This window comes from Mycetocola zhadangensis, assembly GCF_003668565.1.
GTDB classification, from domain to species: Bacteria; Actinomycetota; Actinomycetes; order Actinomycetales; family Microbacteriaceae; genus Mycetocola_A; species Mycetocola_A zhadangensis.
This window is the reverse complement of sequence record NZ_RCWJ01000001.1, coordinates 105,620-118,691: the sequence shown is the minus strand read 5'-3', so window position 1 is coordinate 118,691 and position 13,072 is coordinate 105,620. Positions and strand designations below refer to the sequence as shown.

Here is a 13,072-nt window from a genome sequence, read left to right as displayed (position 1 = left end):
GGCTAAGTGTCCGCTATATGACACTTGCAATGACGAGGTATGAAGTTGTGTCCGAGCCGACGATTGAGCAGCACCAGAGATCCGGCGCCGCTCAATCGTCAAGAATCGAAAGTGCTTAAACGCGGCGACGCTTCGGCGGGCGACAACCGTTGTGCGCCTGCGGGGTGACATCGTTGATCGAACCGACCTCGAGGCCAGCGGCCTGAAGTGAACGGATCGCGGTCTCGCGGCCTGAACCGGGTCCCTTGACGAAGACGTCAACCTTCTTCATGCCGTGTTCCTGTGCCTGGCGGGCAGCGGACTCTGCAGCAAGCTGAGCGGCGAACGGGGTCGACTTACGCGAACCCTTGAAGCCAACTCCACCTGACGAAGCCCAGCTGATGACAGCGCCGGTCGGGTCGGTGATCGAAACGATCGTGTTGTTGAAGGTCGACTTGATGTGGGCCTGGCCCACAGCAATGTTCTTCTTCTCTTTTTTACGCGGCTTGCGGGCAGCCGTTTTGGGTGCAGCCATGAATATCTCCTAAATCTTTCGGCGAAGAGCTCGAAGGCCGGGGCCTAGCGAGCCTTCTTCTTGCCGGCAACTGTGCGCTTCGGGCCCTTACGGGTACGAGCGTTGGTCTTGGTGCGCTGTCCACGAACGGGCAGGCCGCGACGGTGACGGATGCCCTCGTAGCTACCGATCTCAACCTTGCGGCGAATGTCGGCCTGAACTTCACGGCGGAGGTCACCCTCTACCTTGTAGTTGCCTTCGATGTAGTCACGCAGCAGGACCAACTGGTCGTCGCTGAGATCCTTCACGCGGATGTCTCCGCTGATGCCGGTGTCGACGAGGGTCTTCAGAGCCCTCGTGCGTCCAACACCGTAAATGTACGTCAGTGCGATTTCCACGCGCTTATCGCGAGGAATGTCTACGCCGGCGAGACGTGCCATGGTGGCTTCTCCTAGGAGTTAGTGGAGGTGTGGAGCAGTTCCTGTGCCCGGGCCTCCGACCCGAGGTGTCCCTCGAATGAGATCTGGAACTGCCGATATTGTGCAGCGAATGCTGCGTTGTGCTGGTACTGCGTGTTCTCCGACGAGCGGAGAATTAGCCCTGGCGCTGCTTGTGGCGCGGGTTCTCGCAGATGACCATGACGCGTCCGTTGCGACGGATGACCTTGCACTTGTCGCAAATCTTCTTGACGCTTGGCTTGACCTTCATGAATTTCTCTCTCTCGCTGTCGTCGTACCGAGTTCGCTCGTTTCGAACACAGGAGTGTACGAACGGGCGCAACGCGGCCGTTACTTACAGTGCGCCTTACTTGTAGCGGTAAACGATCCGGCCGCGGGTCAGATCGTAGGGGCTTAGCTCTACGATGACGCGGTCCTCGGGGAGGATGCGGATGTAGTGCTGGCGCATCTTGCCGCTAATCGTGGCAAGAACGCGGTGGCCGTTGGTCAGCTCAACGCGGAACATCGCGTTGGGCAGAGCTTCGACAATTGCGCCTTCGATCTCAATGACACCGTCTTTTTTGGCCATAGCCTCACTGTCGCTAAAAATAGTTGCACTGGTCGTGCGGTGGATTTTGGTGCATCTAAGTCCTTGTGGATGACACGCCAGAAGCGTGCACAAAGCACCAACAGACAATCTTATGGTATTTATCGCCTTTTCGCCAACTGGCGCCTGCCCTAGTTCGATCGGGCGGAGACGACAGTGACAAGTTCTTCGAAGAGCGGATGCTCCGGTGCAAGTCCCGTGACCCGCTCAACGAATTCGGTCGGGCTGAGATCGGCCAGCATGGCCCGCATCTCGGTCGACTGCTCGTCATCGGCCACGTCGAATTGCAGGGCTTTGCCCATGGCGTCCACGAGGGCTGCGTGGCCAAGGCCGCGCTCGGCAAGCTGCGCTGCCGGGCCGATGAACCGCTCGTCGCGGCTGAGCTTCCGAAGCGGCTGGCGCCCCACCCGCTGGACAGTGTCCGGCAGGTGTGGGTTAGCGAAGCGGGTGAGAATCTTCTCCCGATACGCGCGCTGCACCTCGGCATCGATGCCGTGCTTGGCCACGAGGAGACTGGAGGTCTCCTCGAGAACGTGGCGGACAGCATCCGTTGCCTCGGTGTTCTGCAGCACGTCGGAGATCTTGTCGATGCCGGCCGCGAAGCCGTAGTACGCCGCTGTCGCGTGGCCCGTGTTCACCGTGAAGAGCTTGCGCTCGATGTACGGGCCGAGGGCGTCGACAAAGGTGGCGCCGGGGATCTCGGGGCGGGCGTCGCCGAACGGAGTGGACTCGATTACCCACTCATAGAAGGTCTCGACGGTGACGTCGATGCCAGCTGCCGGGTCCTGGCCAGGCACGATGCGGTCGACAGCGGTGTTGGCGAAGACCGCTCGAGCCGTGAGCGCGTCCCACTCGTCGGGCCCGACGCTCGCCTGAACCTCGGTCTTCAGCAGGTCGGTGGCGTTGATGGCGTTCTCGCAGGCCATCACGGCGAGCGGTGCGAGACCGGAGTCGCGAAGGGCGAGTGCCCGTGCGATCACCGGGGCCACGAACCTGAGGATGTTCGGGCCGACGGCGGTCGTGACGACGTCGGCCGTCTGGATTTCGGCGATGAGCTCGTTCTCGCTCGTCGCGCTGTTGACGGCACGGTAGCCGGTGACGGTGCGGACTCCCCCACCGTCACCGACCTCGTGCACCTCATAGCTCGGCGATGCGTTTAGCGCGTCGATGAGCTCCGCGTTCACGTCGGCGAAGACAACTTCATAACCGGCGTCGTGGAGCAACAAACCGACGAATCCTCGTCCGATGTTGCCTGCGCCGAAGTGAACTGCTTTCATTCTGCGTTGACCTCCTCGAGCAGGGCGAACAGTTCGTTCGCGTCTGCGGCGTGAATGAGTTTGGCGACCTCGTCCTCATCTGAGAACACGATGGCGATCTTCGAGAGGATCTCGAGGTGCTCGTTGTTCAGGCCGGCAATGCCGACCGCGAACCGAACCTCTTCGCCGTCCCAGTCGATGGCCTTGTCGTAGCGCACCAGAGAGAGCGCCGACCGCGTGATCGCGTCCTTTGCTTCGTTCGTGCCGTGCGGGATGGCCAGGAAGTTGCCCATGTAGGTCGACACCGAAGCTTCGCGTTCGAGCATCGCGTCGACGTATTCGGGCTTCACGGCACCCGCGGCGACGAGCAGCGCGCCCGCCTCGCGGATCGCCTCGTCCTTCGTGGTCGCTGAGCCAGCGGCTACGACGTTCTCGGGCGTGAGGATGTTGTCTGTCATTCGGTTACCCCCTGGTTGCGCTTGACGAGTTCGACCACTTCATCGTATTTCGGGCTGTTCATGAAGTTGTCCACCGAGATGTGCTGCGAGTTCGGTGACTTGTCACGGGCCCGTTCGGTGAGGTCCTGGTGGGTGATGACCAGGTCAGCGTCGCCGGTGAGGTTGGCGATGGACTGGTTGGTCACCTTCACGTCGGTGACGCCGGCTTTCTTAATCTTGTTGCGGAGAACCGATGCTCCCATGGCGCTTGAGCCCATTCCGGCGTCGCAGGCGAAGACGATGTTCTTCACGAGGGTTGCCGTTGCGGTACCCGTTGCCGAACCGGTGTCTGTTGTCCCCTCGGCGACGAGGCCGCCGAGCACCGAGCTTTCCTTGCCCTTGTTGGCCTGAGTTGCTGCGACAGCAGCACTCATGTCGCCGGCGTTGCCCGAGGCGAGGTCACGCTTGCGAGAGGCACGGAGGAGGACCGCCGCGATGGCGAACGACACAGCTGCTGCAGCGAGCACGGAGAGGATCACGCCGACCATGCTCGGCAACGGCGTCTGGATGATGATGGCGATGATGCTGCCTGGCGAGGCCGGTGCGCGCAGTCCGCTCTGGAAGAGCACGTTGACGGCAACACCGGTCATACCTCCAGCGATCGCCGCGAGGACGAGGATCGGCTTCATCAGCACGTACGGGAAGTAGATCTCGTGGATGCCACCGAAGAACTGGATGATGATCGCGCCTGGAGCACTCGCCTTGGCGATGCCGAGCCCAAAGAACGAGTATGCGAGCAGGATACCGAGGCCGGGGCCGGGGTTCGACTCGAGGAGGAACAGGATGCTCTTGCCGCTCTCCTCCACCTGCTGCACTCCGAGCGGAGTGAAGACACCGTGGTTGATCGCGTTGTTGAGGAAGAGGATCTTGCCTGGTTCAACGAAGATGCTCACGAGAGGAAGCAGCGAAAGGCTGACCAGCCAGTTCACGGCACCCTCGAGCCAGGAGCTCAGGGTCGTGATGATCGGTGCAATACCGAAGAAGGCGACGATCGCGAGGATCGCGCCAAGGATACCTGCCGAGAAGTTGTTCACGAGCATCTCGAAGCCGGCCTTGATCTTGCCTTCCCAGAGAGCGTCGATCTTCTTCATCAGCCATGCAGCGAGCGGGCCCATGATCATGGCGCCGATGAACATCGGGATCGAGGATCCGACGATGACACCCATGGTTGCAATTGTTCCGACAACACCACCGCGCTCACCGTAGATCATGCGTCCGCCGGTGTTGGCGATGAGGAGAGGAAGCAGGTAGGTGATCATCGGACTGACGAGTCCGACGTACTGCTGGAATGTTGCGCCGTCATCGGTCTGGGCGAGCGCTGTTGCAGCACCCTGCCAGCCGATGGCATCGGCGTCGCCGAACCCGCCGAGGATGCCGTTGGGCAGCCAGCCGGTCGCGATGAAGAATGCGGTGATGAGGCCCCAGGCGATGAACGCTGCGATGTTGGGCATCACCATCCCGGAGAGGAACGTGCCGAACCGCTGGACGCGGACGCGGGCACCCCCGGGTTTTGTCGTGGTCGACGTCGTCGTCGTTGTCATGATTGAGCCTCTTTCAGGGTGAGGGCAGCGGCGGCAACCGCTGCTCGGGATTCAGCTGCTCCGTCGGCAGCCAGGGCGATCTCGGCGAGCTGTCGTGCCTCGTCGATGGTGTATTTCAGGAGGGACGCTCGTACGTCGACGAGCGCGGGGGTGGACATGGACAGGGTGGTTGCGCCGAGGCCGACGAGGACAACGGCGAGCAGTGGATCAGCTGCGGCTTCACCACAGATTCCGACCGGCTTTCCGGTTGCGGCGCCTGCAGCTCCCACTTCACCGACGAGTCGGAGGACGGCTGGGTGCCACGGGTCCTGCAGGGCAGCGACGGATCCGAGCATGCGGTCGGCCGCGAGAGTGTACTGGGTGAGGTCGTTGGTTCCGATCGACGCGAAGTCGCTCGCGGCGAGCACCTGGGGTGCAAGCAGCGCAAGCGACGGCACTTCGACCATGACGCCGGCCGTTTTGATGCCGTACTCGCGGGCGATCTCGACAAAGTACCTGGTCTCCTCAACGGTCGACACCATCGGTGCCATCACCCACAGGTCAGCCTCGGTGGCTTTATCGGCGTCGGCGAGCGCTGTGAGCTGTTCACGCAGGATGTCTTCGCTTGCCCGAAGAGCGCGCAGTCCGCGAAGCCCGAGTGCGGGGTTTTCCTCGTGCGCGTCGTTGAGGAACGGCAGTGGCTTGTCAGCACCGGCGTCGAGCACACGCACGACAACCTTCTTGCCGGGGAATGCCTGCAGCAGTCGGGTGTAGTGCTCACGCTGCTGTTCGACGGTCGGAGCCGATCCGCCGGCGTCGAGGAACAGGAACTCGGTGCGGAAGAGCCCAACACCCTCCGCTCCGGCGTCAGCTGCGGCCTGGGCGCCAGCCGATGAGCCGAGGTTGGCGAGCAGTGGAACCGCTGTGCCGTCCGCGAGTGCGCCCGGAGTGACCGGTGCGACCGCTGCCGCTTCGCGCTCGGCGATGCGGCGCTCGGCGTCGGCGACCTGGTCGTCGCTCGGAGCCGCCGTCACGGTGCCTGCCGCCGCGTCGACAACGACAGTCGTCCCGTCTGCGAGCGTCGCAGCATCCGTCACACCAACAACAGCGACGATCGACTTCTCGCGCGCCAGGATGGCGGTGTGGGAGGTTGGGCCGCCGTCACTGGTGACGAGGCCGAGCACCTTGTCGAGGTCGAGCATCGCCGTGTCGGCCGGCGCCAGGTCGCGGGCGACGAGCACGAACGGGTGATCGGGGTTTGGCACGCCTGGAGCGGCAACACCACTCAGGTTGGCGATCACCCGCTGCGAGACGTCGTCGAGGTCGGCTGCGCGCTCCCCCAGGTATCCGCCCATGGCGGCAAGCTGGTCACGGAAGCTGGCGAACGCCTCGAACACGGCGCGCTCGGCTGTGGTGCCTCGAGCGAGGCTCTCGTCGATGATCTCGGAGAGCATCGGGTCCTCGGCCATCATGGCCTGCGCTTCGAGCACGTCGGCGGCTGTTCCACCCGCGGTCTTGCCTCTGGCTTCGAGGTCTCGTGCGACGACGCTGAGCGACGCCCGTGCGCGCTCGGTTTCTTCGTCGACCGTGCGGCTGCTCGGGGTGTCCTGTGGCTCGGGAAGCGGATCGGACATGCGTGCGACGACGCCGACGACGACGCCCTGTCCGATGCCAGTTCCGGTCAGCGTGCTGTGGGTTGCTGTGTCGCTCATGAGTGCCCTCCTCGGCGCTGAGTGCTGTTATTCGTCATGGTCGGTCACGAGCAGTTCGACGAGCTGGTCGAGTACAGCGTCTGCGTTGTCACCGTCAGCGGTCAGCGTGACGTAGTCTCCGAAGTCGACACCGAGTGAGATCACACCGAGGATGCTTGAGGCGTTCACCGGTTTGCCGCTGCCCTTCGCCAGGGTGACCTTCGCGCCTGACGCCGCAGCAGCCTGCGTGAACAGCTTGGCTGGGCGAGCGTGAAGGCCGTGTGATGATCCGATTCGAACAGTTCGTTCAGCCATGAAATGTGTCCTCCGTCGCGTGCCGGTGTGTTTCCCCTCGAGCGACCCCTGCTCCGGCAGCAGTGAGAGCGAGGTCGAGGGCTTCATCGCCTCGAGGCGACGAGAAGACTGAGGCTGGCATCGCGACGACGGCAACGCCAAATCCACGCGCGAGCGAACGGATGCCATCCAGTTGCGTTGTGAGGTGTGTCCCGACGAGAACCACGTCGGCTCCGGCAATTTGAGAGTCGAGCCCACTGAGTGGGCATGCCTGGGCTGAGACATCGATGGCGCGGCTTTTCGCGGCTGTGCGCACACGCTGGGCCACGAACGTGCTTGACGCTCCCGCGCCGCATACCACGAGGATCCTCATTGATCCGCCTCCGAAAGACTTGGTGCCGTTGCTGTGGTTCTGTGCCGGGGAATGCCCAGCCTCACTACTCTGTCTGCACTTGTCAGCCTGCGCCAACATGTTCTCTTCCGCCCGGTAGGAAACCTGCCGGGGAAGTCCCGCGGAAACCGGCGGAAGATGATTGACTCGGTGTAACGACAACACGAGTCGGAACCGGTGGCCGTGAGCTCGGGGTCCGACGGGAGCGCAAGTGACACGCGAGAGACAAGACCGCATTGGGTCGTACTTGGCGCGCGCCGGCGACTGGGTGACCGCAGCTGAACTCGCAGATGCACTCGGGGTGACGACTCGGAGCATCCGCAATTACGTGTTGGCGCTTAAGGAACGCGCGGCGGGGCTCGACCTGATCACGGCTGGCCCGAACGGCTACCGCCTGTCGCCTGACGCGTGGGCCGAATTTCGGCAGGGAGCTGGTGAACCGGCGACCGAGACGCCGCGCGACCGGCTCTACGGAATCGTCCGCCGACTCGTCGACAGCCCGGACGGCCTTGACGTTTTTGATCTCGCATCGGCGCTGCACGTCTCGGAGTCAACACTCGAGGCCGACCTGTCACGGGTGCGACTGCTGCTGTCGGAAGCCGAACTGACCCTCGTTCGTTCGGGCAGCACCGTGACGCTGAGCGGCACCGAGCTTGCCCGCCGTCGCCTGCTCAGCAGGATGTTCCGCGACGAAACCGAGCGCGGACTGATCGAGTTTGAGGCCATCCAGCGGGAGTTCTCATCGCACAGCCTGAGCGAGTTCAAAACGGCACTGCTGTCGATGCTCACCGACCTCGGCTACCTGCTCAACGACTACGGCATCGACAATGTGCTTCTGCACGTCGCGATCGCCGTCGATCGTGTCTCGAAGGACCGGCTGGTGCCAGAGGTCGGCACCGAGCCGCACCTCGCATCCACAGAACTCACCCGTCGTCTCGGCGACCTGATCGAGACCCACCTCGACACCCGCCTGGGCGCGGCAGATGTCGAATACCTGGCCTACCTCCTCGCCACCCGCGGCGTTGCGGCGCCCGGCCCAGCAGACGGGTCTGGGGCACGCCCCGACTACCTCGACTCGTCGGACCTTGAGACAGTGCGCTCGATAGTGCTTTCGGCTGGCAAGGAGTACCTGGTCGACCTCAGCGATGAGGACTTCATCACCCGGCTCACCCTGCACGTGCAGAACCTCCTCCGCCGCGCCCAGGATCACTCCTACTCGCGCAACCCGCTGGCGCGCAGCATCAAGACGTCGTACCCGATGATCTATGAGCTCGCCGTGTTCATCGCCAGCCAGCTGCAGCGGCAGGGTTCGATCGAGATCAACGACGACGAGATCGCCTACATCGCCATGCACGTCGGCGCTCACCTGCAGCAGCAGGTGCGCAGCGATGAACTGATGCGCTGCGTAATTGTCTGCCCGAACTACTACGACATGCACCTCATGCTGCGCGACCGCGTCATGGTGTTGCTCGGTGACGCCCTTGAGGTGGTCAAGGTTGTCACGCGCAGCGACGTGGTGTGGGCGGACCTCGACGCCGACCTCGTGCTGACGACCATCGAGCCGCCGGTGCCGTCCGAAACCATCCTCACCGTGCAGCCGTTCTTCACCGACACCGACGCCGACCGGGTGCGGCAGGCGATCGCACGGCTCAAACGGGTACGACGTCGTGCCCTCATCAAGGATGAGGTGCTCAAGTACTTCGACGGAGCGCTCTTCCTTCGCAACGCCCACGCGAAAGACGAGGAGTCGATGATCCGTGCTCTCGGCGAGCTGATGCGTGAGCGCGGCGTGATCGATGACAGTTACATCGAGGGTGCAATCGAACGCGAACGGATGTCGTCAACCGCGTTCACCGATTCCCTGGCGGTTCCGCACGCAATGGCCATGACCGCAACGAGCACCTCCATCGCCATCGCCGTGAACGAGTCCAGCATGCCCTGGGGCGACAACCGGGTGAACGTGGTCGCGCTCATCGCGTTTAGCGAGGCGGGGCGCGCGAGCTTCCAGCGGGTCTTCGACCAGTTCGTCGAAGTGTTTTCGGAACGTCAGGATGTGCAGCGCATCATCCGAAGGTCGACGAGCTTCCCCGCGTTTATCGATGAGCTCGTGCACACCATGGATTCCTGACCGGACTCAGGACAGCAGCGCCGCGTTCATCCGGCCGGTCAGGCCCAGGTCGGTCGAGATCGTTTGTCCGTCAACCTCGGTCACCGGAATGGCGAGACGCACGCTTGAAACCAGCCAAATGGCATCCGCTTGGTGTAATTCTTCGACTTTGATTTTGCGATAGTCACAGGTGAAGCCCTCGCCCTCGAGGAAGCCGAAGAGGTCGGCCTGGGTGGTGCCGGCAAGGATGCCGAACTGGATGGCCGGGGTGCTGATGGTGTTGCCCTTCCGCACCAGGAGGGAGGAGGTCGGCCCTTCGAGGGCGAAGCCGTCCGTGGAGGTGAAGACGACGTCGTCGGCTCCGCGACGTTTCGCCTCCCGGAGAGCAGCCATGTTGATCGCGTAAGACAGCGTTTTCGCGCCGACGAGCAACCACGGTGAGGATTCCCCCACGTCGTTGGCGTAGCCGCGGCTCAGGGTGACGACGCGGACGCCGGCGGTGCGCTCGGGAAACTCGGCGGTGATCGCCGTACCTGTTACCCAGCAGGTAGGCCCAGCCGCGTCGGTTCCCCTGGTGATGGTGAGCCGGATCGAGGCCTGCCCGTCGCTGGGAAGTTCGGCCATCACCCGGACGATGGCGGAGCGCCACTGGTCGGAATGCGGTGCGGGCAGATCGAGTTTCTCGGCCGAGGCGGCGAGGCGCTGGAGATGCGCGTCGACGCCGCGAACCTGCCCGTCATGCGCTCCGAGGGTCTCGAAGATGCCGTCGCCGCGCCCGGCACCGGCGTCGAGGGCGGTGAGGATCGGTTCGTTCGCCGCAACGAAACGCATCGTCGACTCGAGTTCGACGTGCGTCGGGGTCGTGTCGGCAGGAAGCGGGTCGAGAAGCAGCACGAGCGAGGTCATGGGAAAGACACTAGCGCGGTCGACCGGCCGGCTCAGGCGATGGGTGTGGGCTTCACGCCGAATGGGGCGAGTCCAGCGGCTCCGCCATCTTCGGCTGTCAGCACCCAGATGCCGTCCTTGTGCACGGCGACGCTGTGCTCCCAGTGCGCGGCGGCGAGACCATCGTCTGTCGCGACCGTCCAGTCATCGTCACGAATGTGAGTGTCGATGCCGCCGAGAACAACCATCGGTTCAATCGCGACGACGAGCCCCGGCTTCACCTCGGGGCCTTTCTGGCGCACCCGGTAGTTGAACACGGGAGGTGCTTCGTGCATGGAGCGACCGATTCCGTGGCCGACGTAGTCCGTGAGGATTCCGTACGTGCCGTGCTTCTCGACGTACTCCTGCACGGCTTCGCCGACCTCGTTGAGGTGGCTCGCGCGGGCCAGGCGGGCGATGCCTGCCCACATCGACCCTTCGGTGACGTCCGAAAGCTTCTGACGCTCGGCGACGAGCTCCGGACGTGTCGGGTCGGGCAGCACGACGCTGATCGCGGCGTCGCCGTTCCAGCCGCCGAGGATGGCACCGCTGTCGACCGAGAGGATGTCGCCTGGCTGGAGCGCACGAGAGGTGGGGATGCCGTGAACGACCTCCTCATTCACGGAAGCGCAGATGGTGTGGTGGTAGCCCTGCTCGAGTTTGAAGTTCGGCTGTCCGCCGAGCGCGACGATGGCCGCTTCAGCCGCAGCGTCGACCTCAAGCGTTGAGGCCCCGACCGCGATGGCCTTGCGCGCAGCGACGAGGGATGCTGCTGTTGCGAGTCCTGGCTCCACCATCAGGCGAAGCTGGGCGGGTGATTTATAGATGGACTTGCGCAGCATGTGTTGTATTTCTTGTAGTTCGTCGCGTGAGCGAGGACGTCAGACGGCGACGGTGATTCCGCGGGCAGCGAGAGCGTCCCGCACGCGCGCGGCGACATCGTCGACCGCGCCAAGCCCGTCGACGTCAACAACGAGTCCGCGTTCGGCGTATGCGGCGATCACGGGCTCGGTCTGGTCGAGGTACACGTCCTGACGGTGACGGATGACTTCTTCGGTGTCGTCAGCGCGGCCCTGCTCTGAAGCCCGCTTGAGCAGGCGGGCGACGACCTCGTCTGGGTCAGCGACCAGACGAACGACGGCGTCGAGTTCAGCGCCGGTCTCGGCGAGGATCGAGTCAAGCTCTGACACCTGGTCGACAGTCCGCGGGTATCCGTCGAGGAGAAAGCCATCGACAGCGTCCTGCTGCTGGAGACGATCGCGAACGATCTCGTTGGTTAGCGAGTCGGGAACGTATCCGCCCGAGGACACGATCTCCTGAATCTTGAGACCAAGTTCGGTTTCTTCCTTGATGTTCGCGCGGAAGATGTCACCGGTCGAGATGGCCGGAATGCCGAACGTGTCAGCGATGATCGCCGCCTGGGTTCCTTTACCTGCGCCGGGCGGACCGACGATCAAAAGGCGGGTCATCGGAGCAGCCCTTCGTAGTTCCGCTGTTGCAGCTGCGAGTCGATTTGCTTGACCGTCTCAAGGCCGACACCGACGATGATCAGGATGGACGCGCCACCGAACGGGAAGTTGGCGTTCGCTCCGACCAGGGCGAGAGCGATGAGCGGAATCAACGCGACGAGTCCGAGGTATACCGAACCGGGCAGCGTGACTCGGGTGAGCACGTAGTCGAGGTACTCAGCGGTCGGTCGACCTGCACGAATACCGGGGATGAACCCGCCGTACTTCTTCATGTTGTCTGCGACCTCTTCAGGGTTGAAGGTGATCGCGACGTAGAAGTAGGTGAAGCCAACGATGAGCAGGAAGTACAGCGCCATGTACAGCGGGTGATCGCCCTGAACGAGGTAGCTGGTTACCCAGGTGACCCAGGCGGCCGGCTCTTCACCTGCGGCTGGAGTGTTGAACTGCGCGATGAGTGCGGGCAGGTACAGGAGGGACGAGGCGAAGATAACGGGCACGACACCGGCCATGTTGACCTTGATCGGGATGTACGTGTTATTCCCGCCGTAGGTCCGCCTGCCGACCATGCGCTTCGCGTACTGAACAGGAATGCGTCTCTGCGACTGTTCAACGAAGACCACGAGCATCATGATGACGACACCGACGGCCAGAACGAGGAGGAACGTCTCGAAGCCCTTTGCGGCCCAGATGGCGCCGAGCGAGCTCGGGAAGGTGGCTGCGATGGACGTGAAGATGAGCAACGACATGCCGTTGCCGACGCCGCGCTCGGTGATCATTTCGCCGAACCACATGATGAGGCCGGTTCCTGCTGTCATGGTGACGACCATAAGCAGAACGGCGTACCAGGTGTCGTTCGTCAGCAGCTGGCTGCACTCGGCGCTCGCGTTCGTACCGAACAGCGCGCCGGAGCGGGCAACGGTGATGAGCGTCGTCGACTGCAGGATGCCGAGGAAGATGGTGAGGTACCGGGTGTACTGGGTGAGCTTGCCCTGGCCGGACTGACCCTCCTTGTGGAGCGTCTCAAAGTGAGGGATCACCACGCGCAGCAGCTGCACGATGATCGAGGCCGTGATGTACGGCATGATTCCCAGCGCGAAGATCGACAGCTGCAGAAGCGCGCCACCTGAGAAGAGGTTGACGAGCTCGTAGAGACCGGAGGTTCCCTGGTTCTGCGCCAGGCAGGCCTGGACGTTGCCGAAGTCGACGAACGGTGCGGGAACGAACGAACCGAGGCGGTACAGGGCGATGATGCCCAGTGTGAACCCGATCTTCCGTCGAAGGTCTGGAGTGCGGAAGATCCGCGCAACGGCGCTAAACAAAAAAGGCCTCCTGGTTTTCGAACCGACAATTTCGGCTCTTAATGCCGGTTGATGGCCCCGTATCGAA

General features: G+C 63.3%; 15 protein-coding genes. 1 reads left to right on the top strand and 14 read right to left on the bottom strand.

The window, feature by feature from the left end:
- Positions 1-115 precede the first annotated feature (115 nt).
- The 10 genes from rpsK to D9V28_RS16005 all read right to left on the bottom strand — a co-directional run bounded on the left by rpsK (position 116) and on the right by D9V28_RS16005 (position 7,168).
- Positions 116-514, bottom strand: a complete 399-nt coding sequence (rpsK, locus tag D9V28_RS00570) for a 30S ribosomal protein S11 (protein WP_108391748.1) — start codon at positions 512-514, stop codon at positions 116-118.
- Positions 515-558: 44 nt separating this feature from the next.
- Complete coding sequence (gene rpsM / locus D9V28_RS00565; RefSeq protein WP_108391749.1) at positions 559-933, bottom strand: 30S ribosomal protein S13; 375 nt, start codon at positions 931-933, stop codon at positions 559-561.
- Positions 934-1,087: 154 nt separating this feature from the next.
- Entirely contained in the window at positions 1,088-1,201 is a 114-nt protein-coding gene (rpmJ, locus tag D9V28_RS00560; RefSeq protein ID WP_021759549.1) for a 50S ribosomal protein L36, read from the bottom strand.
- Between the two features lie 96 nt (positions 1,202-1,297).
- On the bottom strand, positions 1,298-1,519 hold the full coding sequence (gene infA, locus D9V28_RS00555; RefSeq protein WP_121657790.1) for a translation initiation factor IF-1: 222 nt from the start codon (positions 1,517-1,519) through the stop codon (positions 1,298-1,300).
- 149 nt (positions 1,520-1,668) lie between these two features.
- Positions 1,669-2,814, bottom strand: a complete 1,146-nt coding sequence (locus D9V28_RS00550; protein ID WP_121657789.1) for a mannitol-1-phosphate 5-dehydrogenase — start codon at positions 2,812-2,814, stop codon at positions 1,669-1,671.
- Positions 2,811-3,251: a PTS mannitol transporter subunit IIA gene (locus tag D9V28_RS00545; protein WP_121657788.1), complete on the bottom strand. Its 441-nt coding sequence runs from the start codon at positions 3,249-3,251 to the stop codon at positions 2,811-2,813. Before D9V28_RS00545 ends, D9V28_RS00550 begins: the two co-directional genes overlap by 4 nt.
- Entirely contained in the window at positions 3,248-4,831 is a 1,584-nt protein-coding gene (locus tag D9V28_RS00540; protein WP_121657787.1) for a PTS mannitol transporter subunit IIBC, read from the bottom strand. The genes D9V28_RS00545 and D9V28_RS00540 overlap by 4 nt, the downstream gene beginning before the upstream one ends.
- Positions 4,828-6,522 carry a phosphoenolpyruvate--protein phosphotransferase gene (ptsP, locus tag D9V28_RS00535; protein ID WP_121657786.1) on the bottom strand — a complete coding sequence of 565 codons (1,695 nt, stop codon included), beginning with the start codon at positions 6,520-6,522 and terminating at the stop codon, positions 4,828-4,830. Before ptsP ends, D9V28_RS00540 begins: the two co-directional genes overlap by 4 nt.
- A 27-nt stretch (positions 6,523-6,549) precedes the next feature.
- Positions 6,550-6,816 carry an HPr family phosphocarrier protein gene (locus tag D9V28_RS00530; protein ID WP_121657785.1) on the bottom strand — a complete coding sequence of 89 codons (267 nt, stop codon included), beginning with the start codon at positions 6,814-6,816 and terminating at the stop codon, positions 6,550-6,552.
- A complete protein-coding gene (locus D9V28_RS16005; RefSeq protein WP_183086381.1) occupies positions 6,809-7,168 on the bottom strand; it encodes a PTS sugar transporter subunit IIB in 360 nt (119 codons plus the stop codon). The genes D9V28_RS00530 and D9V28_RS16005 overlap by 8 nt, the downstream gene beginning before the upstream one ends.
- Before the next feature lie 229 nt (positions 7,169-7,397).
- On the opposite strand from D9V28_RS16005, the gene D9V28_RS00520 reads away from it, so the two are divergent.
- Positions 7,398-9,314 (top strand): BglG family transcription antiterminator, encoded by a 1,917-nt coding sequence (locus D9V28_RS00520; protein ID WP_121657784.1) that lies wholly within the window; start codon positions 7,398-7,400, stop codon positions 9,312-9,314.
- Between the two features lie 6 nt (positions 9,315-9,320).
- On the opposite strand, the gene D9V28_RS00515 is transcribed toward D9V28_RS00520, so the two are convergent.
- From D9V28_RS00515 to secY, 4 genes are read right to left on the bottom strand one after another with little or no spacing between them, the layout of a single operon-like run.
- Positions 9,321-10,199, bottom strand: coding sequence for an aminodeoxychorismate lyase (locus D9V28_RS00515; protein WP_121657783.1), 879 nt, complete (start codon positions 10,197-10,199; stop codon positions 9,321-9,323).
- 32 nt (positions 10,200-10,231) lie between these two features.
- Positions 10,232-11,059, bottom strand: coding sequence for a type I methionyl aminopeptidase (map, locus tag D9V28_RS00510; protein WP_121657782.1), 828 nt, complete (start codon positions 11,057-11,059; stop codon positions 10,232-10,234).
- A gap of 39 nt (positions 11,060-11,098) precedes the next feature.
- Positions 11,099-11,686 (bottom strand): adenylate kinase, encoded by a 588-nt coding sequence (locus D9V28_RS00505; RefSeq protein WP_121657781.1) that lies wholly within the window; start codon positions 11,684-11,686, stop codon positions 11,099-11,101.
- Positions 11,683-13,005, bottom strand: a complete 1,323-nt coding sequence (gene secY, locus D9V28_RS00500) for a preprotein translocase subunit SecY (protein ID WP_121657780.1) — start codon at positions 13,003-13,005, stop codon at positions 11,683-11,685. Before secY ends, D9V28_RS00505 begins: the two co-directional genes overlap by 4 nt.
- Between the last annotated feature and the right edge of the window lie 67 nt (positions 13,006-13,072).

What these genes read in the sequence shown, in the direction of transcription:
- rpsK (WP_108391748.1), bottom strand. Translation starts at nt 514, where the DNA reads ATGGCTGCACCCAAAACGGCTGCCCGCAAGCCGCGTAAAAAAGAGAAG.
- rpsM (WP_108391749.1), bottom strand. Translation starts at nt 933, where the DNA reads ATGGCACGTCTCGCCGGCGTAGACATTCCTCGCGATAAGCGCGTGGAA.
- rpmJ (WP_021759549.1), bottom strand. Translation starts at nt 1,201, where the DNA reads ATGAAGGTCAAGCCAAGCGTCAAGAAGATTTGCGACAAGTGCAAGGTC.
- infA (WP_121657790.1), bottom strand. Translation starts at nt 1,519, where the DNA reads ATGGCCAAAAAAGACGGTGTCATTGAGATCGAAGGCGCAATTGTCGAA.
- D9V28_RS00550 (WP_121657789.1), bottom strand. Translation starts at nt 2,814, where the DNA reads ATGAAAGCAGTTCACTTCGGCGCAGGCAACATCGGACGAGGATTCGTC.
- D9V28_RS00545 (WP_121657788.1), bottom strand. Translation starts at nt 3,251, where the DNA reads ATGACAGACAACATCCTCACGCCCGAGAACGTCGTAGCCGCTGGCTCA.
- D9V28_RS00540 (WP_121657787.1), bottom strand. Translation starts at nt 4,831, where the DNA reads ATGACAACGACGACGACGTCGACCACGACAAAACCCGGGGGTGCCCGC.
- ptsP (WP_121657786.1), bottom strand. Translation starts at nt 6,522, where the DNA reads ATGAGCGACACAGCAACCCACAGCACGCTGACCGGAACTGGCATCGGA.
- D9V28_RS00530 (WP_121657785.1), bottom strand. Translation starts at nt 6,816, where the DNA reads ATGGCTGAACGAACTGTTCGAATCGGATCATCACACGGCCTTCACGCT.
- D9V28_RS16005 (WP_183086381.1), bottom strand. Translation starts at nt 7,168, where the DNA reads ATGAGGATCCTCGTGGTATGCGGCGCGGGAGCGTCAAGCACGTTCGTG.
- D9V28_RS00515 (WP_121657783.1), bottom strand. Translation starts at nt 10,199, where the DNA reads ATGACCTCGCTCGTGCTGCTTCTCGACCCGCTTCCTGCCGACACGACC.
- map (WP_121657782.1), bottom strand. Translation starts at nt 11,059, where the DNA reads ATGCTGCGCAAGTCCATCTATAAATCACCCGCCCAGCTTCGCCTGATG.
- D9V28_RS00505 (WP_121657781.1), bottom strand. Translation starts at nt 11,686, where the DNA reads ATGACCCGCCTTTTGATCGTCGGTCCGCCCGGCGCAGGTAAAGGAACC.